The organism is Parahaliea maris (assembly GCF_008064665.1).
GTDB lineage: Bacteria > Pseudomonadota > Gammaproteobacteria > Pseudomonadales > Halieaceae > Parahaliea > Parahaliea maris.
Map to the genome: position 1 here is coordinate 617,908 of NZ_VRZA01000003.1, position 22,005 is coordinate 639,912.

Sequence of the window (22,005 nt, forward strand, 5' to 3'; positions counted from 1 at the left end):
CTCCTAGCGAAAAAGCCGCACGGCTTTGTGGATTCCGGCAAACAGGCGCTCGACATCGTCTGCGGTGTTGTACAGCGCATAGGAAGCGCGCACGGTACCCGGTACCTGGTAGTGGGCCATCAGCGGCTGGGTGCAGTGGTGCCCGGTGCGCACCGCGATGCCCTGCTGGTCCAGCAGCATGCCGAGGTCCGAGGGGTGCACGCCGTCCAGCACAAAGCTGAAGATGCCCACGGATTCCTTCGGGGCGCCAATGCGACGCAGTCCCTCGACACCCTTGGCCAATTCCAGGGACTGTGCCAGCAGGCCCAGTTCGTGCTCCGCTGCGGCGGTCATATCGATGCCGCCAAGGTAGTCGATGGCTGTAGCGAGACCGATAGCATCGGCAATGTTGGGGGTGCCCGCCTCGAATTTAAAGGGCAGGGTGTTGAAGGTGGTGCCCTCGAAACTTACGGTTTCTATCATCTCCCCGCCGCCGAGGAAGGGCGGCATGGCGTCCAGCAGTTCCCGGCGACCCCACAGGGCGCCGATGCCGGTCGGGCCGTAGAGCTTGTGGCCGGAAAAGGCGTAAAAGTCGCAGTCCAGTGCCTGCACGTCGACCGGGCAGTGGGCCGTGGCCTGGGCGCCGTCCACCAGGATGCGGGCGCCGACGGCGTGGGCTTTGGCGGCGATTTCCTGCACCGGATTGACCGTACCGAGGGCGTTGGACACGTGGTTCACCGCCACCAGCTTGACGCGCTCGTCGAGCAGGGTGTCCAGGGCTGCCATGTCGATATCACCCTCCGGGGTGATGGGGATGGGCACCACTTCCGCGCCGGTGGCGGCGCACACCAGCTGCCAGGGTACGATGTCCGAGTGATGCTCCAGCCAGGACACCAGCACCTTGTCACCGGGCCCAAGGTTGCTGCGTCCCCAGCTGTGGGCCACCAGGTTGATGGCCTCGGTGGTGCCGCGCACCCAGATCACCTGGCAGGCTTCCGGGCTGTTGATAAAGCGGGACACGGTTTCCCTGGCCTGTTCGAAGGCAGCGGTGGCGCGATCCGACAGGGCGTGGGCGCCGCGGTGAACATTGGCGTTGTCGTGGCGATAGTAGTGGGCGATCGCCTCGATCACGGCCTCGGGCTTCTGGGTCGTGGCCGCGTTGTCCAGATAGACCAGCGGGTGGCCGTTCACTTCCTGCTGCAGAATGGGAAAGTCCCGGCGCAGGGCGGCGGCATCGAAAGTACGCGGGGTAATCGTCTCGACCTTACTCATCGCCGGACTCCAGGCTTTCTTCTTCCAAAATATGCCTTGTGAGCTTCTCATTGCGGGCGAAGCGCCGGGCCAGCATCGGTTTCAGGAAGTTGCGCAGGTCTTCACAGCGAATGCCGTCCACCAGTTCGTTGATGAAGCCGTAGCTCAGCATGACTTCTGCCTCATCCTTCGGTACCCCACGGGTGCGCAGGTAGTGCAGGCTGGCCGGGTCCATCTGCGCCACGGTGGCGCCGTGGGCGCACTGCACGTCGTCGGCGTAGATCTCCAGCTCCGGCTTGGTGTTGACCTCGGCGCGGTTGCTGGTGAGCAGGTTCTTGTTGGACAGTTCGGCGCGGGTTTTCTGGGCATCCGGGTGAATGTGGATGCGCCCGTTGAAAATAGCTGTGGCTTCGTCGCCGATAATGCCGCGGAAGGTCTCGCTGCTGGTGCAGTGCGGTACCGCGTGTTCGATGCAGGTATGGTAGTCCACCTGTTCCTCGCCGCGGGGCAGGTAGATGCCGTTGAGTTCACAGTGGGCACCCTGGCCCCGGTGCTCGGCCACCAGGTCGACGCGCTTGAGACGGCTGCCCAGGGCCAGGTGGAAGCTGTTGAGGGTGCTATTGGCGGCCAGTGCGGCGTGCACACCGCCAATATGAACCGCTTCTCCCTGCTCCAGCTGCAGGCGGTAGTGATTGAGTTGCGCGCCATCGCCCAGCAGCAGTTCGGTAATGCCGTTAGTGAAGGCGGTGCCCCCAGTATCGGTATTGGCGAAGCTCTCCACCACGCTGGCCTGGCTGTTGGCGCCCAGTTGCACCAGCAGGCGCTGGTTCACGCTGAGGGCGTCGACCTGGCCACTGGTCAGCCACACCAGGTGGATGGGCTGGTCGAGCACGGTATTGGCATCGATCTGCAGGAATACACCGTCGGCAATGGTGGCGTCGTTGAGGGCCGCGAAGCGGTGGTTGGCGGTATTGACGGCAGAGCCCAGCTGGCTGGCGATGGTTTCGGCGGCGGCCTCGTCGGCTTCGCTGAAACGCACCAGGCGGGCGCCTGCGGGCAGTTCCACCCGGGACAGTTCTTCCCGGAACTGGCCGTCGGCAAACACCAGGGTGCTGCCCGCCAGCTGCGGATAGTTGAGCTTGCCGAGTCTGGGGGCCGCTTCGCGGTCGACCGCGGTGAAGCGCTGCTGCAATGCCTGCAGATTGTTGTACTTCCAGGCCTCGGTCTTGCGGGTTGGCAGGGTGGTGGCCTGCCACTGTTCCCGGCCACGCTCCTGCACCGCCGCCAGCCACACCGGCGCCAGTTTCGCCGCGGCTGCCAGGGGTTGTTGCATGAAGTCGCTCATCAGGCGGCGTCCTCCAGCCACGCATAGCCTTTCGCTTCCAGCTCCAGGGCCAGTGACTTGTCGCCGGACTTGATGATGCGGCCGCCGGCCAGTACGTGCACGTAGTCAGGTTCGATGTAGTTGAGCAGGCGCTGGTAGTGGGTTACCAGGATGAAGGAGCGTTCCGCGTCGCGCATGGCGTTCACGCCCTTGGCCACGACCTGGAGGGCGTCGATGTCGAGCCCGGAGTCGGTTTCGTCCATGATGCACAGCTTCGGTTCCAGCAGCATCATCTGCATAAGCTCGTTGCGCTTCTTCTCACCACCGGAGAAACCCTCGTTCACCCCGCGCTTGAGGAAGCTCTGGTCGAGGTCCACGGCCTTGCAGCACTCGCGCGCCTTTTTCATGAAGTCCACGCTGCTGATCGCCTCCAGGCCGCGGGCTTCGCGCACGGCGTCCACAGAGGCCTTCAGGAATTCCATGTTACTCACGCCGGGAATTTCCACCGGGTACTGGTAGGCCAGGAACAGGCCCAGGTGGGCGCGTTCTTCAGTCTCCATTGCCAGGATATCCTGGCCCAGCAGGCTGGCGCTGCCGGCGGTGACCTGGTAGCCGGGGCGGCCGGCCAGCACGTGACCCAGGGTGCTCTTGCCGGAGCCGTTCGGGCCCATGATGGCGTGCACTTCACCGGGTTTCACTTCCAGGTTGAGGCCCTTGAGGATGTCCTTGTCGTCCACGCGGGCGTGGAGGTTGTCGATTTTCAGCATCAGTCGTTCTCTCTCAGTATTCGGTGACAGGGGCCTTAGCCCACAGAGCCTTCCAGGCTCACTTCCAGCAATTTGCCCGCTTCCATGGCGAACTCCATGGGCAGCTCGCGGAACACTTCCTTGCAGAAGCCGTTCACGATCATCGACACGGCCTTCTCCGCGTCCAGGCCCCGCTGCTGACACAGGTAGAGCTGGTCGTCGCTGACCTTGGAGGTGGTGGCTTCGTGTTCCACCACCGCGCTGGGGTTGCGGCTCTCGATATAGGGGAAAGTGTGGGCGGCGCACTGGTCGCCGATCAGCAGGGAATCGCACTGGGTGTAGTTGCGCGCACCCTCGGCCCGCGGGCTCATGCGCACCAGGCCGCGGTAGGCGTTGGAGCTCTTGCCGGCGGAGATGCCCTTGGAAATGATGGTGGAGCGGGTGTTCTTGCCCAGGTGAATCATTTTGGTGCCGGTGTCGGCCTGCTGGGCATTGTTGGTCAGTGCGACCGAGTAGAACTCGCCCACGCTGTTATCGCCACGGAGGATGCAGCTGGGGTACTTCCAGGTGATGGCGGAGCCGGTTTCGACCTGGGTCCAGGAGATCTTGGCATCCCGGTGGGCTACGCCGCGCTTTGTGACGAAGTTATAGATGCCGCCCTTGCCCTCGGCGTCGCCGGGGTACCAGTTCTGAACGGTGGAGTATTTGATCTCGGCGCCGTCCAGGGCCACCAGTTCCACCACCGCCGCGTGCAGCTGGTTCTCGTCGCGCATCGGCGCGGTGCAGCCCTCGAGGTAGCTCACGTGGCTGCCCTCGTCGGCGAGGATCAGGGTGCGCTCGAACTGGCCGGTGTTCTGCTCGTTGATGCGGAAGTAGGTGGACAGCTCCATCGGGCAGCGCACACCCTTGGGGATGTACACGAATGAGCCGTCGCTGAACACCGCGCTGTTGAGTGCGGCGTAGTAGTTGTCCTTGCGCGGCACCACACTGCCGAGGTACTTGCGCACCAGGTCCGGGTACTCTTTCACCGCCTCGGAGATGGAGCAGAACAGTACCCCGGCCTCGGCCAGTTTTTCCCGGAAGGTGGTGGTAACGGACACGGAATCGAACACCACGTCGACGGCGACCCCGGCCAGTGCTTCCTGCTCGTGCAGGGGAATGCCCAGCTTGTTGTAGGTCGCGATAAGCTCCGGGTCGACCTCGTCCAGGCTCTTGGGGCGGTCCTTGTGATCCTTGGGCGAGGAGAAATAGGAAATCTCGTCAAACTTCACCGGCGGGTAGTTGACGTGGGCCCAGCTGGGCTCCTCCATTTCCAGCCAGTCCCGGTAGGCTTCCAGGCGCCACTCGAGCAGCCACTCGGGCTCGTCCTTGCGCTGGGAAATAAAGCGGATCACGTCCTCGTTGAGGCCGGGGGGCAGGGTGTCCGACTCAATATTGGTCGTGAAACCCGCGGCATACTCTTTCGAGATGGCGCGATCGATCTGTTGCTGCGACATAGTGTGTGACCTGTCAGTGTGCTTGCCAGCCCGCGCGGCGGGGGCTAGGCCTGTTGCAAATCGGAGCGAGTGTCCGCTTCGTTGGTGTCGGAGGGGGTTACGCGGGCCTCCTGCTCCAGTGCGATGACCCGTATTTCCTGGCGATCCACCAGGTCCAGGAGAGAAATACCCTCGAGGAACTCGTGTATCTGGTCGCTGAGGTTCATCCACAGGTGGTGGGTGAGGCAGGTGGTGCCCTTCTGGCAGTCCCCCTTGCCCTGGCAGCGAGTCGCATCGGTGCTCTCGTTGACCGCCTCGATGACCTCCGCGACGCTGATTTCACCGGCGGATTTTCCGAGGTGGTAACCGCCCCCGGGACCCCGAACGCTGCGTACCAGACCGCCGCGCCGAAGCTGGGAAAACAGCTGCTCCAGGTAGGACAGGGAGATATCCTGGCGCGCGGAAATGCCGGCCAGGGGTATCGGGCCTTCACCCTGGTGCAGCGCCAGGTCCAGCATGGATGTCACCGCATAGCGGCCGCGAGTCGTCAGGCGCATGGCAAGAGCGCACTCCGGGGTGCGGACTGTGATTTCATAGGTTTCATACCCGACTATTTTAGTCGACTATAAAACCCCAGGCAACAGTCAGGTATTACCTGGACGAATCAGGTGGCCTCGGCCATGTCGTCCTCATTGCCGTCGAGCGGTTGCGGACTGGCCTCGAAATCCTCGTCCTCCGCATTCTGCAGGGGCGGATTGTCCTCTTCGGTGGTGGGCTCTTTGCGGTTTGCGGCGGGTTGCACGTTGCTGGTGGTTCCACCATTTCCACTCTGCGGCCCGGGCGGAGGGCTATCTGGAAGGGCCGCAGGTTGGGATCGAGGGCTGTTGGGGTCAGGTGCAGTGGCAACGCTGTCGGCGGCCTGCTCTGGGGCGGGATCGGAAGCAGCCTCTTCCGCAGGGATCTCTACATCCTCCGGCGGGCTGATCTGCTCTTCCGGCGCCTCGATCCCGATGTGGTGGGTGGCAAAGCCGGGTTGTACCACCTGGTTGAGGGCCATGCCGATGATGCGCCCGTTGTAGCTGGAGCGAATCTCGGTGCGCACATTGGTGATCGGGTTGGTCACGGTGCCCAGCAGATCGCCCTTGCGCACGGTCTGGCCCAGGAGGACCTTGCTGAACACGATTCCGCCCTCCGGTGCGCGCTGCCAGGTGGAGTTGTAGTAAATCGGTTCCGGGTCGCCCCAGAGCCGGAATTTGCTCAGCATATCCAGGTGGTTGAGCAGGGTGCGCACGCCCTTGACGCTGTGGGCCACGTTGTCTTCGCTGAGCACCATCGGCGCCCCCGCCTCCAGGGTGACGGCGGGAATGCCGGCCTCCACCGCAGCCCGGCGCAGGGTGCCTTGGGCGCCGTCGCTGTGCAGGACCACGGTGGAGCCAAAGCCCTCGGTCAATTTGACGACCTTCGGATTACCCAGGTCGCCGCGCAGCTGGGGCAGGTTGGTGCGATAGAAAGAGCCGGTGTGCAGGTCCACCACCGCGCTGCAGTGCTGGATGATCTCGTGGAAGAAGGAATAGGCGATCCGCGATGCCGAGCTGCCTCCGGGGTCGCCGGGAAAGTAGCGGTTGAGGTCGCGGCGGTCACTGAGGTAGCGGGAGCCGCGGTGGAAGCCCTGCAGGTTGACGATGGGAACGCCGACGACCGTGCCGCGCAGCTTTTCCGGGTCCAGGTTGTAAAGGACCCGGCGCACGGTCTCCACACCGTTGAGTTCGTCGCCGTGCACCGCGGCGGTCAGGCACAGCACTGGACCGGGTTGTGCGCCATTGACTACCAGAACGGGGGTGGCGCTGTAGATGCCTTCAAAGGACTGGCTCGGAGCCCAGGCCAGCCGGGTCGACGTCGCGGCAGGCACCTCGCTGCCGAGCAGGATGAAGGGTGGGGGTGCGGTTTCCTCGGAGGGCTCAGCCGTCTGCGACTCCCCGGCAGGTTCGGCGGCCCCAGTCCCGGTCGTTACGCTTTGCTCATCTGCCAGTGGCGCATCTGCCCTGGTTTCAGTGGCCGGGGCGGGCCCGGCTGGCGCTTGCTCATCGCTGGTGTCCGACTGCGCCGGGGGCGGCTCGTGGCCTGGCTGCTCCGCCGGTGCGGTGGCTGGAGGGGCCGGCTCAGGCTCCGGCTCCGGCTCACTGGCACTCTGGCTGGCTTCGGCATTGCTGATGGGCTCGTCCAGGTTGACGTGGCGTGCGCGGCTGACCGGCTCCGCCTCCTCCTCTTCGGCACCGGGGTTGTCCGGTGTCTCCGCATTCACGGTTGCGGTGCTCGCCGCCTGCAGAGTGGGCTGGACCTGCTCCACAATGGTGGTTTCGTCGGTAGCGCTGGCCGGCATGGAGGCCAGTGTGAGGGCCAGGGTAATGGCCAGCGGGGGCAGGCGGTGTGGTGCCATGGGGGCGTGCAGGTCTCCTCTTCGCCCGGGTGGGGCGAATCGTGGTGTCAGTGTCTAGCTTACCGTCCCACAGGCCCTGCTACCAAGGGCCTGGCGACGAGGAAAGACAATTGCCTCGCGAGCAGGCGGGCGTGAAATCACCGGTTCTGTGCTCGATGCCCACCCCAGGCTTTATGATGTTGGGGCAAAAGCAGTTCATTGTAAGAAAAGCGTCTTATACCAGACACAAGCAGGGCACAACTTTGTCATACAAAACTGTTCCACTTACGCGTTCCGGCCGTATCGCCTTTGGCGGTGCACGGCTGTGAGAAGTCACTTCCGCCAACGCTACCGGGACTGTGTAACCATCATGAAGAGACTGCTGATTGCCGGCGCCATTCTCAGCGCCACCGCCTGTGCCGAAGCCGGGCTGACCATTACTGCCGTGTTCGACGGACCGCTGACGGGCGGTATTCCGAAGGGAGTGGAGCTGTATGTGACGGCCGATATCGCCGATCTCAGCGCCTATGGCCTGGGGTCAGCCAACAACGGTGGCGGCACGGACGGCGAGGAGTTCACCTTTCCCGCGGTAAGCGTTGCCGCCGGTGAGTACCTCTACGTGGCGACGGAGACGGATGGTTTTGCCGCTTTCTTTGGCTTTGCGCCCGATTACACGTCGGGTGCCATGTCGATCAATGGTGACGACGCCATCGAGTTGTTCCACAACGGTGTGGTCGTCGACCTGTTTGGCGATATCAATGTCGATGGCAGCGGTCAGCCCTGGGAATACCTGGATGGCTGGGCCGCCAGGGACGGCGCGCTGGGGCCCTCGGCAACATTTGATATCAGCCAGTGGCAGTTCAGCGGGCCCAATGCCCTGGACGACTTCAGCGATAACCTGGCTGCAGCGAACTCGGTGCCGGTGGCCGGGGCAAGTGGCGAGCCCGGGTCGGAACCGGAGCCGGAACCGGCTCCCCTGCAGTTGATCTCGGCGATTCAGGGCACACCCGACACCCAGGGTAGCAACCGGTTCGGCGATACCGACGTGAGCCCGCTGATAGAGCAGCAGGTACAGGTGGACGCGATCGTCGTGGGAGACTTCCAGGACGGTGACGTCGATAGCGGGCGCGAACTTCGCGGCTTCTTCCTGCAGGAGGAGAGCGCCGATGAAGATGGGGATCCGGCCTCCTCCGAGGGGCTGTTCGTCTACGATACGGGCTTCGGGGTGGATGTCAGTCTCGGTGACCGGGTGCAGGTAACGGGCACCGTGACCCAGTATTTTGGCGAGACCCAGCTGGCGGACCTCAGCGAGGTGGTCGTCGTGGCCAGCGGCCTGCTCGACCAGGTCACAGTGGCCGATATTACGCTGCCGGCAGCCGCCACCAGTACCGCCCAGGACGGAAGCTTCCAGCCCGACCTGGAAGCCTACGAGGGGATGCTGGTCCGCTTCCCGGGCATTCTCCAGGTTACCGAGCAATACCAGCTGGACCGCTTCAACGAGATCAAGCTGGTGGCGGGAGAACGGCCCTACCAGTTTACCCAGCTCAACACGCCGGATAGCGCACTGTACCAGCAGTTCCAGCAGGACCTGGGTGCGCGGCGCATCACCTACGACGATGGGCTCAGCGTACAGAACGCGGCCATCGACCAGCTCGATGGCTTCGCGCCCTACAACGAGGCGACGGCCGTGCGTATGGGAGACACCGTCACCGGCTTGACGGGTGTGCTCGACTACAAGTGGGCAGGCAACTCGGCTTCCGGCGCTACCTGGCGTGTGCGGGCCCACAGCGATGGCGCCAATACCTTCGTCAGCACCAGTGTGCGGCCGCTGGCGGCACCGGGGGTGGCGGGTAACCTCAGCATCGCCTCGCTCAACGTGCTCAACTTCTTCACCACCCTGGACATCGGCTCCAACACCACCGCACTGGGGCACGACCCTCGCGGTGCGGATTCCGCCGAGGAATACCAGCGCCAGCTGGCCAAGACGGTCGCCGCCATCACATCCCTGGACGCCGACCTGCTGGGGTTGGTGGAAATCGAGAACGCTTTCGATACCGTGAATGACGGTTCCACCGCCATCGAGGTGTTGGTGAGCGCGCTGAACACCCGCCTGGGGGCTGGCGTTTACGACTATGTCTACCCCGGATCATCCTTTGTCGGTGGTGACGCGATCGCTACTGCCCTGATCTACAAGCCCGCGGTACTGCGGATCGTGCCGGGCTCACAGCCCGCCCTGCTGGATGACAGCGTTGCGGCGACCTTGCCGGGCTTTGGCGCCCACGATTTCGAAGCCGACCCGGTATTCGAGGGCGAAGCGACCAACCGGGTGCCCCTGGCGACCAGCTTCGAGCACCGTGAGACCCTGCAGACCTTCACCGCCGTGGTGAACCACTTCAAGTCCAAAGGCCCCTCAAGTCTTGAGGATGAAGCCAGCCCGAACTACGACGTAGGAGACGGTGCCGGGTTCTGGAATGCACGCCGCGATACAGCAGCCCGGGCCCTGTTGACCTGGCTGGTGAGCGCGCCTACGGGAATCGATACTGCCAACACCGTACTGCTGGGTGATCTCAACAGCTACGCCAGTGAAGATCCCGTGCAGCGCTTGCTAGCCGGCGGCTTCAGCAGTGTTGAGCCGAGTGATGCCTATTCCTACGTGTTCGATGGCCAGATCGGTACCCTCGACTACATCCTGCTGAGCGCTGCGCTGGCCCCCAGTCAGGCCGCCGCAGCCACCTGGCATATCAACGCGGACGAGGCCGACGCCCTCGATTACAACCTCGACTTCGGCCGTGACGCGAGCTGGTTCGACCCCTCCACGCCCACCCGCAACTCCGACCACGATCCGCTGCTGGTCGGGCTGGAACTGGCGTTGGCGACCCCGGCAATTACCGACCTGCCAGCGGCGCTGCTCGCCGAGATTGCCGAGGGCGGAATTGGCGCAGCCGGGGGGCCGGCTGCCCAGGCGCGGTTGGGAGTATTGCAACGGAGGCTGGAGCTGGCCGCGAGCCACGCCGAAGCAGGCCGCACGACGGCTGCCTGTGCGGTACTGCAGCAGGTGCTCAAAGCCACCGACGGAGAACCTGCAGTGCCGGATATGATCGCTGGTGATGAGGCCCCACTGTTCCATTTGCGGGTACAGTTGGCACGGGAAAGCAGCGGCTGCTGAGGCCTCCTGCGCTGATGGCGCGCTGGATTACTCCAGCGCGTCGCTCAGGGCGTTGAAGAACAGGTATTCATCCACCGCGTCCTTGCCCTCGGGTTTTGGCTGGGCACTCCACATGGCCACGACCACCTGCTGCGTCGGGTTGACGTAGATAAACTGGCCGAAGATGCCAATGGCGGCGTAGGCCCCCCGGTCCAGCGGCCACCACATGAATCCATAGGGCTCCGGCTTCCCGGGGATGTCGTGATCCCGTGTTGCCTCCTCGACCCAGCCGTTGGGTAGCACCTGTTTGCCGCCGGCCTTGCCACCGCCGAGCATGAACAGGCCGAAGCGGGCGTAATCCCGCAGCGTGGCAGACAGGCCGCTGCCGCCGATCTCCAGGCCGTCCGCTGATTCCAGCCACCAGCTGGCGTCGGTCTCCATGCCGAAGGGTTGCCAGATGGTCTCCGACAGGTACTGCGCCACCGGCTTGCCGGTGGCTGCAGCCACCAGCGCGCCCACCACCTGGGTTTCCCCGGTGCTGTAGTTCCAGCGGGTACCCGGTTCGGCCGCTCTGGGCAGCCGCGCCATCAGTTTCAGAGTGCCCTCGGGTTGCTGCGCCAGCTGTGCCTCGAGCATGGCGCGACGGTCCGAGTCGGGGTTGGTATAGGCTTCGTTCCAGGCTACGCCGGAGGCCATCAACAGCAGCTGGCGGATGGTCACGCCGTCGTATGCACTGCCTTTGAATACGGGCAGATAGCGGGTCAGCGGGTCTTCAAGGCTGTCGATATGGCCGTCGGCAATCGCCGCGCCCACCAGGGTCGCGGTAATGGACTTGACCACGGACATCGACATCCAGCGCGTATCCGGCCCATTCCCCAGCAGGTATTTCTCAAAGGCGACTTCGCCATTTTTCAGTACCAGGATGCCGCTGATCCGGTTGAGCGAGAGAAAATCGTACAGGTCGTAGGTCCTGCCCCGGGATTCGAAACGGAAGTTTTCCAGCGCGTGATCCGCAGGCGGCAGGGGATAGGGGGTCGTGCCTGCCTCGACTACCCGGGTGGGAAACAGGCGGTCGATATTGCGGAAGGTATTGACCTGTACGTCCGGGAACAGGGTCCCGCTGTATACGTCTCGCACTGTGCCAATGGGTTCATCGGCGTGGGGGTTGGCGTAGCGCTCGCCGGCGCCGGCCGGGACACTCAGCAACAGGCATGAGAGGACAAGGGGGAGTACGGACAGGCGGTGGCGCATTGGGCTTCCTTGCAACTTGCAAAGCGCTCACGCTAACCCAGATTGCCGGGGGTGTCATGCCGGCGCGAGGGTCAGCCGGCGCGAGGGTCGGGGTGCCGGGGCGCCCGGTTCAGAACGGCAGCTTGCCCTGCTGCGGCGCCGGCTCCGCGACGTGGCTGGCGGCCGGATCCGCGACGGTGTTTGCCGCGATCAGGCTCGAGACGGTCAGTCCCAGCAGGCGGACGCCCCGCGCCACCGGCAGTTCCCCGGACAGAAGGTCCTGACCGATGGCGGCCAGGCTGTCCCGGTCACCGACTGGCTGTTCTAAAGAGCGGGCGCGGGTGATCTGCTGAAAGTCATTGAATTTCACCTTGAGGGTGACCGTGCGGCCGCGGCTGCCGTGTTTTTCCACCCGCTCCCAGACGGTGCTGGCAATGGCGTCCAGGGCCGGCCGCAGCGTCTCCTCGGTGAGCAGGTCCTCGCCGTAGGTGCGCTCGGCGCCGATCGACTTGCGCACCCGGTCGGGCTTGACCGGTCGGTGGTCCTCTCCCCGGCTCGCCCGGTACAGGTAGTCGGCGCTCTTGCCGAAATGCTGTTGCAGGAAGTCCAGGTCACAGGTGCGCAGGTCGGCGCCTGTGTGGATGCCCAGGCGGCTCATTTTTTCCGCGGTGCGGGGGCCGACCCCGTAGAAGCGCCGTGCGGGCAGGGCGGCGACGAAGGCCGCGCCCTGTTCCGGGCGTACCACGCAGATGCCATCGGGTTTGTTCTGGTCCGAGGCGATCTTGGCGAGGAATTTGTTGTAGCTCACGCCGGCGCTGGCGGTGAGGTGGGTTTCGCTGCGGATCTGTTCGCGGATCAATTGGGCGATGCCCGTGGCGCTGCCCACGCCGCGGCGATCCTCGGTGACGTCGAGGTAGGCCTCGTCCAGGGAAAGGGGCTCGATCAGGTCGGTATAGCGACGGAATATGGCATGAATCTGCCGGGAAACGGCCTTGTAGACCTCGAACCGGGGCTTGACGAACACCAACTGCGGGCAGCGCCGGCGGGCGGTGACTGAAGGCATCGCCGAGCGCACGCCGAAGGCCCTGGCCTCGTAACTCGCGGCGGCGACAACGCCGCGGGCGGAGCCGCCGCCCACCGCCACCGGTCGGCCCCGCAGTTCGGGGTTGTCCCGCTGCTCCACGCTGGCAAAGAAGGCATCCATATCGATATGGATAATCTTGCGCAGAGGCGGAGGGGCGCTGGTTGCTGGCTCGGACATGGCGCGATGTTAGGCAGACCGGCACCGGGGCACAAGCGGCAGTTGCCTGCCCTCACCGATCCCGCCTGTGCGACCTTGGTCGCCCCATCATTAGACTTTGGTCGAGTTGCCCCGTCGGACCCGAGGAGTATCATCGTGGGTTCGACGAGAATCATAATGGATCGATAACATGTCTGAGTTCCCGCTGCACAAGGTTCCCGCCAGCTTTAGCGACGCCCACATCAACGCCGAGATGTACCGGGAGATGTACCGGCGTTCCATCGACGAGCCCGATGCGTTCTGGGCCGAGCAGGCGGAGAAATTCCTCACCTGGGACAAGCCCTGGGACACCGTGGTCGAAGCCGACTTCCTGCAGGGCAAGGCCGAGTGGTTTGCCGGTGGCAAGCTCAATGCCAGCGTCAACTGTATCGATCGCCACCTGCCCCAGTGTGCCGACCAGACCGCCTTTATCTGGGAGGGCGACGACCCGGCCGACAGCAAGCACATCACCTATGCCGAACTGAAAGATTCCGTCTGCAAGCTTGCCAATGTCCTGCGCGAACGCGGCGTGAAAAAGGGCGACAGGGTATGCATCTACATGCCGATGATTCCGGAGGCGGCCTACGCCATGCTGGCCTGCGCCCGCATCGGCGCCATCCACTCGGTAGTGTTCGGCGGCTTCTCCCCGGAGGCCCTCAAGGACCGTATTCTCGATTCCGATTGCCAGGTGGTCATCACCGCAGACCAGGGCCTGCGCGGTGGCAAGAAGGTGCCGCTGAAGGCCAATGCCGACGCCGCCCTCGAGCACTGCCCGGACGTACATACCTGCGTCGTTGTACAGCGCACCGGGGGCGATATCGACTGGCAGGACGGCCGTGATGTCTGGTACCACGAAGCGACGGCAGCCGCCTCTGCAGACTGCGAGCCGGAGTCCATGGACGCCGAAGATCCGCTGTTTATCCTCTACACCTCCGGCTCCACCGGCAAGCCCAAGGGCGTGCTGCATACCACCGGCGGTTACCTGCTGCAGGCGGCGATGACCTTCAAGTACGTCTTCGACTACCGCGAGGGTGAAGTCTACTGGTGTACCGCCGACGTGGGCTGGGTCACCGGCCACAGCTATATCGTCTACGGCCCGCTGGCCAACGGCGCGATCTCCTTGATGTTCGAGGGGGTGCCTACCTACCCGGATGCCGGCCGTTGCTGGGAAGTCGTCGACAAGCACCAGGTCGCCACTTTCTACACAGCCCCGACGGCCATTCGCGCCCTGCATGCGGTGGGGGACGAGCCGGTCACGCGCTCATCCCGCGCCAGTCTGCGCCTGCTGGGTACCGTCGGTGAGCCGATTAATCCCGAGGCCTGGGAGTGGTATTACCAGACCGTGGGCGAGTCCCGCTGCCCGATCGTGGATACCTGGTGGCAGACTGAGACCGGCGCGCACATGATCACCCCACTGCCGGGCGCCACCGACCTGAAGCCCGGCTCCGCTTCGTTCCCGATGTTCGGGGTGAACCTGGCCCTGCTTAACGAGGACGGTTCCGAAATCGAAGGCCCCGGCGCCGGCTATCTGGTAGTCAAGTCGCCCTGGCCCTCCCAGATCCGCACCGTGTACGGCGACCACCAGCGCTTGATCGACACCTACTTCAGCACCTATCCCGGTTACTACTTTACAGGTGACGGCGCCTCCCGTGACGAGGACGGCTACTACTGGATTACCGGCCGGGTGGACGACGTGCTGAACGTCTCCGGTCACCGTATGGGTACCGCCGAGGTGGAAAGTGCCCTGGTGCTGCACGACAAGATCGCCGAGGCCGCCGTGGTGGGCTTCCCCCACGATATCAAGGGCCAGGGCATCTACTGCTATGTCACACCGATGGACGGTGTGGAGCCCAGCGAGGAACTGCGCAAGGAACTCATCGCTCTCTGCGTGAAGGAGATCGGCCCCATCGCCAAGCCCGACGTCATCCAGTGGGCACCCGGCCTGCCCAAGACCCGCTCCGGCAAGATCATGCGCCGCATCCTGCGCAAGATCGCCGAGAACGAACTGCAGAACCTGGGCGATACCAGCACCCTGGCGGACCCGTCTGTTGTCGATAACCTGATCGAGAACAGGGCCTCCTAGTTATCCGCTGTCGGTGGGCTCCTGACCAGGAGCCCGCATCTTCTGCTGCACCTGCTGGCTGCGCTTCCCCGGCTGGAAGAATTGCTGGGATCGATTGGTCTGTTTTCGGGTCGTTGGGATTGCTTTTACCTCATAGCTGCCAATTTCACCGTGATCATATAATCCCGCTTGACGTAATTCAGTTTCCACTGCCTCCGGTCCACCGCTCATAGCGAAATATTGCGGTGGATATCGACAAGGTGCCGATGAAGTAGATTAGAAACCGAATTACATCACTTGTAGCACTAAGCCCGATTCCAGCGAGTGGAGTGTTCAGCTGCTTAGCGTATTGAAAAATCTGCATCATATCTCCGATTGTAAGCAAGACAGCGGATACGGAGCCTGCAAAATAAAGACCGCAAATCAATAATTTCAGACGTAACGGGATTGATCTCCGAGTAACGTGCGTCGCGATCAGAACACCGAAACTTATTGTCAGCCAATACTCAAAAGACGAATCTATTTGACCCGCAGATATCAGAATAAGGTCGTTTAACTCGGCCTCGGTCAAGCGTGTACTCCCATATCGATGGGGAGCTAATAATAATAGTCGAGATAGCAGTTGTTGGATTCAAAAGGTGACGTGGGGTCGAGAGAGTTGTCAAACGAGCTTGGGTGATTCTGACCGCAAATTAGGCGAAAGCGGACACCCGGTAACCGACCAATGTTCCGGACATCCATTATCCAAAAGGACTATCGAGAGCCTTATCTAGTCGCAATCGATATTAAAAACCAGGCGGAATAATTTGAACCCAGCTAGCATGTGAACCACAATAAATACTGTATATACAACCAGTATTTCGATGGCGTCACCATGAACCTTCCAGTCCGAATCACAGAACCTTTTCACGCAGATGACACCGATGATCTCGCTCGGCAAATCACCCTCCTCGCCGGCCAGATCAACGCCGCCAATCACCGCCTGCTGAAACTCATTGCAGAGTTTGATCACCGCAAGGGCTGGAGCGGTGGCGGTACGGTGCGCTCCTGTGCCTACTGGCTCAACTGGCAGTGCGGGATCGCGTTGGGGGCCGCTCGCGAGAAAGTACGAGTGGCTCATTGTCTGGGTGAACTACCCCAGATAGATGCGGCATTTGCCAAAGGCGAGATCAGCTATTCCAAAGTACGGGCAATGACCCGTGTCGCCACGAAGGACAACGAGGACTACCTGCTGATGATTGCCCGCCACGGCACGGCCAGTCATATGGAAAAGCTGGTAGGCAAGTTCGACCGGGTACAGAAACAGTTATCGGACCGTCAGCAGGAGAATGAACAGGACAACGTCCGCAAGCTGGTTTATTACCAGGATGAACAGGGCATGTGGGTCATCCATGCGAAATTGCCGCCGGAAGCCGGCGAGCAAGTCATCAAGGCAGTCGAAGCCGTAGTGGCTCCATTGCAGGCGGAACGTCAAAAGGAGCTTCAGGAAAAGCGCGAAGAAGGTACATGCAAGGACGTCTCAGCGGAGACGTTTTCCGAAGCCGTCGAACGGGAAGAGCGGGAATCCGGCAATCACTTCCAGGAACTGCTTGAGCAGACGCGCGCCGATGCACTGGTAAAAATCACCGAGCATTTTCTGGCGACGCACAGCGAGGGTGAAACGATCCACGCCCTGAAAGGCGCAGAACGCTGCCAGATCATGCTCCACGTTGATATAGGCACACTGCGAGAGCAAGAGGGTCAGCAACCACACGGCCCCAAGTGCTGTGAGTTAGAACACAAACAGTGGCTCAGCCCCGCCACCGCCCGCCGCCTTGCCTGCGACGCCAGCCTGGTCACCGTACTGGAAAACGAACACGGTGAGGTGCTGAATATCGGCCGCCGTACTCGCACTGTACCGCCATCCATCCGCCGGGCGTTGTCACTGCGGGACAAGACCTGCCGCTTCCCCGGCTGCTGCGAATCGCGCTATGTGGATGCCCACCATATCCGGCACTGGGCTGATGGCGGTGAAACGAGCCTGGACAACCTGGTGACGCTCTGTCGCTACCACCATCGCCTGCTGCACCAGGGAGGCTTTGCTATTGATGTGGAACCCCGGGGTACTGAAGCGTCAACACCCACACTGCGTTTCTCAACCCCGGCTGGCGTGACCATCGAAAGCAGCGTCTATCCCCAGTTCCCCAACGTCTCCGCGGAAATCTCCCCCGATTCACTCTCTTCGTGGTCACCGCACATCGATGCCGATACGCTCCGGCCCTGCTGGACCGGCGAATCCATGGACTACGGAATGGCAGTGGACGGTCTGTTGAGTCGGGCTCCTTAAAACAAACAGTTGTATCGATCGATATAATAGATTTAGAATAACCCTGCGCACAGACACTGGCGGAGACAGAACAATGGAATTTGGCGTATTTTCACTCGGTGATCACCTTCCCAATCCGGTCACTGGCAGCTACAACGAGTCGCAGGCTGAGAAGCACCTGGGCTGGGTGGCCGAGGGCGTGCTGGCGGAGAAGTGTGGTTACTCGGCGATCTGGCTGGGTGAGCACCATTTCAACGACTATATCCTCGCGGTCCCGCAGATGGTTCTCACGGCCATCGCCATGAAGACGGAAAGGCTCCGTCTCGGTACGGCGGTGACCCTGCTGGCAAACCATGACCCTGTGCGCATTGCCGAGGACTTCGCCACGCTGGACCTGCTCTCGGAAGGGCGCGCCGAAATTGGCGTGGCGCCCGGCATCACGCCCGCCACCTTTGAATTGTTTGGCCAGTCCGCGCAGGACGCCGGCGCCATGATGGTGGAAAAGCTCGATCTGCTCGACCGGATGTGGTCCGAAAAGAAACTGCAGTGGGAGGGCAATTTTCGCGCGCCTTTCAAGGACGCGCATATAGAACCGCGCACCTACTCCGGCCGGTCCATCCCGATCTGGATGGGAACCGGAACCACGATCGAGAAGGCGGTAGCCGCCGGGAGCAAGGGCTACAAACTGCAATTGGCCACCATCTTCGGCAGCTACGGCAATTACGCGCCTGTCGCAGCAGCCTACCGGGAAGCTTATCTGGCCGCAGGTCACCCCGAGAGCGAAATGGAAGTGGCGGCGATTGCCTACTGCTATGTCGATAATGACAGTGCAGACCCGCACGCTGCGTGGGCACCCTACATGGGTCAGTACCGCAGTTTCATGAAGGAGATCGTCCGCGGGAAGGGCGTGACAGCCGGCATCCAGGCGCTGGCTTCGCTGGCGACTGCCCAGGACCTGTCGGGCGACTGGCGCGAGTTCGACCTGTGCGGTTCTCCGCAACAGATCGCCGAGCGGATTGTACAGGCCAACCGGGATGTCGGTGGTATCGACCACCTGTACTGCTACTTCGATGCCGGCGGTATGCCGCAGTCCATGGTGGAGCGCTCCATCGAGCAGTTTTCGAGACTGGTGATGCCGCTGGTGCGGGACGAGCTGGGTATCGAACAGGCGGCCTGAGCCGCCTCAGTCCTCCGCCAGGGCCAGTACCAGGTGCTCGAGGTCCCGGGCGGACCAGGCGGGCAATGCATCCGGGTAATCGGTCAGCTGGCTTACCAGCCAGCCATCCATGATCGCCAGTAGGCGCCGGGCCATGACTTCACACCGTGGCCGCGGCAACGGGGGGCTGCGCTCCGCAAAGACCAGCCTGAGATTCGCCGCCAGTCCGTCGACCGCCTTCTTGCGGATGGCCTGGACTGCCGGGCGAATGGCGGGGTCGATATCGTCGCCGTCCATCGCCAGCCTGATGATCAGCAGAAGGGTGGGATATTCCTGCTCATTGTGTCGCAAAATGCCCTGTACAAGCAGGTGGGCTCGCGCCTCTGCACCGGTCACTGATTGCAGGCGCTGCTGCAAACCACTGCCGCTGAGGGTCTCTCCCAGAGCATCAATAGCGGCAAGGCAGATGCCTGCCTTGCTGCCGAAGTGGTGGTGCAGCGAGCTGACGGGTAGCCCGGTAGCGTCGCGAATGGCTGACAGGCTGGTACCGGCATACCCGTGGCGGGAAAACAGCCGCAGTGCCTCGGATAGAATGCGCTGCCGCGACTGTTCGCCCCGCTGACGACGTCCGTCGGTTATTGTCTTTGACTCGTCTTTCACAACCTTACCTGTCTGCGCGGTTGCCGCGGATACTAACACAGGCGGCAGCTGCCTCCCCTCGGGTCCTTCCGGCCCTATAATAAAAAATCATACATACCGGATGGGAGGAAACTATCTGTTGGCAACCCTGAGTGTGTTAGTGGCGCTGGCCATCGGCCTCGCCCTGTTCCTGTTCGGCATGCACGAACTGGAGGGCGGAGTGCGCGCCCTGGGTGGCCGCACTTTCCAGCGCTGGCTTTCGCGTTCCACCGCCTCCCCGGTCAGCAGCGCGGCAATGGGGGTGCTGGTCACCAGTATCCTGCAGAGCAGCTCCCTGGTCAGCCTGCTGGTACTGGCCTTCGCCAGTGCCGGGGTACTGCCCCTGTACAACGCGGTGGGGGTTCTGGTCGGCGCCAATCTGGGGACCACGATGACCGGCTGGATGGTGGCGACCATCGGTTTCAAGCTGTCATTGCAGGCCCTGGCACTGCCGGGGATGGCCCTCGGCGCATTGCTGCGCCTGCTGCCATTGCGGGGGCGGCACTGGGGTGCCCTGGGCCGCCTGATATTCGGTATCGGCCTGATCCTGCTTGGCCTGGATATCATGAAAGAGGCGGTGGAGGGCCTGTCCGCCCGCTGGGATCTCGCAGTGCTGCGCGGTCAGGCAATTCCCGTGTACTTCCTCGCGGGGATAGGCATGGCGGGTCTCATCCAGTCCAGCTCGGCGGTGATGATGCTGACCCTGGCGGCCCTCAATGGCGGCCTGCTGGAGTTGCCCGCCGCCGCGGCCCTGGTGATCGGCGCAGACCTCGGCACCACCAGCACCACGCTGATCGGCAGCATTGGCGGCAGTGTGGTGAAGCGGCAACTGGCGCTCGCTCACCTGTTGTTCAACCTAGTGGTGGATGTGCTGGCGCTGCTGGTGGTACTGCCACTGCTGCCGCTGATCCTCTCAGCCTTCGGGCTGTCGGATCCACTGTATTCTCTGGTGCTGTTTCACAGCCTGTTCAACCTGGTGGGCCTGCTGCTGTTTTTGCCCTGGCTCAAACCCTGGTCGCGCTGGCTGGGGAACCGCTTCCTGGGAGGCGAGTCCGCCGTCGTCGACCTGGCCTCAGTGCCCGTCAGCGTGCCGGATGCCGCCCTGGCCGCCACCGGGCGCACCCTGGAGTCGATGCGCCTGCAGGCGATTGCGCTGATCCTGCACACCTTCAAGCTACCGGTAGAGGCGCTGGAGTTGCCCGCCGAACTGGCCCGGGAACTGGACGCGGTGCTGGCCATGCGGGAAAGCCAGGAGGAGCGCTATGCCTGGCTCAAGCAGCAGGAGTCCGGGTTGCTGGCCTTTTCCTACGACCTGCAAGCGGAGCAGTTGAGCATCGACCAGGTGGATGTTATTCAACGGCAGATACGTGAGGCTCGATCCCTCAGTTACAGCAGCAAGACGCTCAGGGACATTCGCGAGCACCTCTTCGTCCAGCGTCATAGTGAACAGGAAGCGGCGCAATCACTGTATAGGCAACACCGCCACTACATGGCCCACGCCACCGGTGCCTACCTGCGCCTGGCCCGGCAAGCGGCGCTGCGGGCAGGCAGGGCAGATGAAATCGAGCGCCTGCTGCGTGACAATGACGCGCATTACGAGTCCGCCAACCTGCAGGTCAGTGACATGGCGGCGAGAGACCTGGTGAGTGGTACCGACCTGACCAATATGCTGAATGTAAACCGCGACCTGCACCACGCGACCAAGGATCTGCTGCGCTCCCTGCAGGAGGCCTCCGCGTGACGGTGCTGGCCAGCGAGCTGATCACCCTGGGCCTGCTGTTGTTGCTGGCCGTGTTGGCCGAGGCGATGGGCCGGCACACCCGGATGCCGCGTATTTCCCTGCTGATCCTGGTGGGGTTTTTACTCGGTCCTTCGGTGGCGGGGCTGGTGGATCCGCGCTCTGCGCGCAGTTTCGAGTTCATTTCGGTGCTGGCCCTGTCCATGGTGGGCTTTCTCGTTGGCGGCCGCATGTCGATGGACCTGATCCGGCGCCTGGGGCACCTCATCATGTGGGTGGCGCTATGGGAAACGCTGGTTACCTACGCGGTCGTGGCCGTGGGGGTGCTGCTGCTGGGTGGGGGAATTCATCTCGCCCTGTTGCTGGGGGCCATCGGTACCGCCACGGACCCCGCAGCGACCTTTGAGGCAATCCGCGAACAGCAGCGCGGCAGCCGCTTCGCCGATGTGTTGTCGGGTATCGTGGCGGTGGACGACGCCATAGGTCTCATCGTGTTCAGCATAACGGTACTGGTGTTGCACGTAGTGTCCGCCGGCGCGATGGACATGGGCGCCGACTTTCTGTTGCACGCTTTGCGCGAGCTGTTTGGCGCACTCCTGCTCGGCGTGCTGCTGGGGCTGCCCATGGCCTACCTGTCGGGTCGGCTGCGGCGAGGTGAGCCGACCCTGATGGAAGCGCTCGGCATGGTGTTGTTGTGCGCGGGCCTGGCGCAGTGGCTGAAGGTATCGCACCTGCTGGCCTGTGTGGCGATGGGAATGACCGTGGTGAATTTTGCGCGCCACCACCACCGCCCGTTTCATGCCGTCGAGGATATCGAGTGGCCGTTTCTGGCCCTGTTCTTCATTTTCTGCGGCGCTTACCTGACCCTGGATGCCTTTGCCGGGGTCAGCACCCTGTTACTGGCCTATTTACTGCTGCGGCTGCTCGGGCGTGTGCTGGGCGGCTGGCTGGCGGCTGTCCCGGCCTGGACCCAGGGCGGGTTCTCGCGCTGGGGTGGCCTGGCCATGCTGCCCCAGGCGGGTGTCGCCCTGGCCATGGCCTTTGTCGCTGCCGGCCTGTATCCGGATCTGCAGGAAACGCTGCTGCCGGTGGTGATTTCCGCCACCGTGCTGTTTGAACTGGCCGGGCCACTGGCCGCCCGGGCAGTGTTGACCCGGGTCGCCGCAGAGGAAAGCGAAATCCGGGCCGGACCCGGTGGCACGTAGCGCCCCCGGGGCGCCG

16 protein-coding genes are annotated in these 22,005 nt (G+C 63.2%); 6 read left to right on the plus strand and 10 right to left on the minus strand.

Features of this window, described 5'->3' with window-relative positions; genetic code table 11:
• Positions 1-3: 3 nt before the first annotated feature.
• The 6 genes from FV139_RS11130 to FV139_RS21235 form a co-directional block, all read right to left on the minus strand.
• Positions 4-1,251, minus strand: coding sequence for an aminotransferase class V-fold PLP-dependent enzyme (locus FV139_RS11130; RefSeq protein WP_148068489.1), 1,248 nt, complete (start codon positions 1,249-1,251; stop codon positions 4-6).
• On the minus strand, positions 1,244-2,575 hold the full coding sequence (sufD, locus tag FV139_RS11135) for a Fe-S cluster assembly protein SufD (protein ID WP_148068490.1): 1,332 nt from the start codon (positions 2,573-2,575) through the stop codon (positions 1,244-1,246). The genes FV139_RS11130 and sufD overlap by 8 nt, the downstream gene beginning before the upstream one ends.
• Complete coding sequence (gene sufC / locus FV139_RS11140) at positions 2,575-3,321, minus strand: Fe-S cluster assembly ATPase SufC (RefSeq protein WP_148068491.1); 747 nt, start codon at positions 3,319-3,321, stop codon at positions 2,575-2,577. Before sufC ends, sufD begins: the two co-directional genes overlap by 1 nt.
• 35 nt (positions 3,322-3,356) lie before the next feature.
• Positions 3,357-4,796, minus strand: a complete 1,440-nt coding sequence (gene sufB, locus FV139_RS11145) for a Fe-S cluster assembly protein SufB (RefSeq protein ID WP_148068492.1) — start codon at positions 4,794-4,796, stop codon at positions 3,357-3,359.
• Positions 4,797-4,840: 44 nt separating this feature from the next.
• Positions 4,841-5,332: a Fe-S cluster assembly transcription factor gene (locus tag FV139_RS11150; RefSeq protein WP_148068493.1), complete on the minus strand. Its 492-nt coding sequence runs from the start codon at positions 5,330-5,332 to the stop codon at positions 4,841-4,843.
• Positions 5,333-5,439: 107 nt separating this feature from the next.
• Positions 5,440-7,212, minus strand: coding sequence for a succinylglutamate desuccinylase/aspartoacylase family protein (locus FV139_RS21235; RefSeq protein WP_235898625.1), 1,773 nt, complete (start codon positions 7,210-7,212; stop codon positions 5,440-5,442).
• Positions 7,213-7,561: 349 nt separating this feature from the next.
• On the opposite strand from FV139_RS21235, the gene FV139_RS11160 reads away from it, so the two are divergent.
• Positions 7,562-10,357: an ExeM/NucH family extracellular endonuclease gene (locus FV139_RS11160; protein WP_148068494.1), complete on the plus strand. Its 2,796-nt coding sequence runs from the start codon at positions 7,562-7,564 to the stop codon at positions 10,355-10,357.
• A gap of 27 nt (positions 10,358-10,384) precedes the next feature.
• On the opposite strand, the gene FV139_RS11165 is transcribed toward FV139_RS11160, so the two are convergent.
• Complete coding sequence (locus FV139_RS11165) at positions 10,385-11,587, minus strand: serine hydrolase domain-containing protein (RefSeq protein ID WP_148068495.1); 1,203 nt, start codon at positions 11,585-11,587, stop codon at positions 10,385-10,387.
• 109 nt (positions 11,588-11,696) lie between these two features.
• The gene (dinB, locus tag FV139_RS11170) at positions 11,697-12,827 is read right to left on the minus strand and encodes a DNA polymerase IV (protein WP_148068496.1); all 1,131 of its coding nucleotides are present in this window, start codon (positions 12,825-12,827) and stop codon (positions 11,697-11,699) included.
• Between the two features lie 169 nt (positions 12,828-12,996).
• Between dinB and acs the strand changes: the two genes are divergently transcribed.
• The gene (gene acs / locus FV139_RS11175; protein ID WP_148068497.1) at positions 12,997-14,928 is read left to right on the plus strand and encodes an acetate--CoA ligase; all 1,932 of its coding nucleotides are present in this window, start codon (positions 12,997-12,999) and stop codon (positions 14,926-14,928) included.
• Here acs and FV139_RS11180 read toward each other — a convergent pair whose 3' ends face one another.
• A complete protein-coding gene (locus FV139_RS11180; protein ID WP_148068498.1) occupies positions 14,929-15,117 on the minus strand; it encodes a hypothetical protein in 189 nt (62 codons plus the stop codon). It lies immediately after the preceding gene.
• Positions 15,118-15,781: 664 nt separating this feature from the next.
• Between FV139_RS11180 and FV139_RS11185 the strand changes: the two genes are divergently transcribed.
• Together FV139_RS11185 and FV139_RS11190 are read left to right on the plus strand one after the other, a co-directional pair.
• Complete coding sequence (locus FV139_RS11185) at positions 15,782-17,233, plus strand: HNH endonuclease signature motif containing protein (RefSeq protein ID WP_148068499.1); 1,452 nt, start codon at positions 15,782-15,784, stop codon at positions 17,231-17,233.
• Between the two features lie 73 nt (positions 17,234-17,306).
• A complete protein-coding gene (locus FV139_RS11190) occupies positions 17,307-18,389 on the plus strand; it encodes an LLM class flavin-dependent oxidoreductase (RefSeq protein ID WP_148068500.1) in 1,083 nt (360 codons plus the stop codon).
• A 6-nt stretch (positions 18,390-18,395) separates the two neighbouring features.
• Here FV139_RS11190 and FV139_RS11195 read toward each other — a convergent pair whose 3' ends face one another.
• Positions 18,396-19,028 carry a TetR/AcrR family transcriptional regulator gene (locus FV139_RS11195; protein WP_187276489.1) on the minus strand — a complete coding sequence of 211 codons (633 nt, stop codon included), beginning with the start codon at positions 19,026-19,028 and terminating at the stop codon, positions 18,396-18,398.
• 118 nt (positions 19,029-19,146) lie between these two features.
• Between FV139_RS11195 and FV139_RS11200 the strand changes: the two genes are divergently transcribed.
• Together FV139_RS11200 and FV139_RS11205 are read left to right on the plus strand one after the other, a co-directional pair.
• Entirely contained in the window at positions 19,147-20,787 is a 1,641-nt protein-coding gene (locus FV139_RS11200) for a Na/Pi cotransporter family protein (RefSeq protein WP_187276490.1), read from the plus strand.
• Positions 20,784-21,989 (plus strand): cation:proton antiporter, encoded by a 1,206-nt coding sequence (locus tag FV139_RS11205; RefSeq protein WP_148068503.1) that lies wholly within the window; start codon positions 20,784-20,786, stop codon positions 21,987-21,989. The genes FV139_RS11200 and FV139_RS11205 overlap by 4 nt, the downstream gene beginning before the upstream one ends.
• Positions 21,990-22,005: the final 16 nt, after the last annotated feature.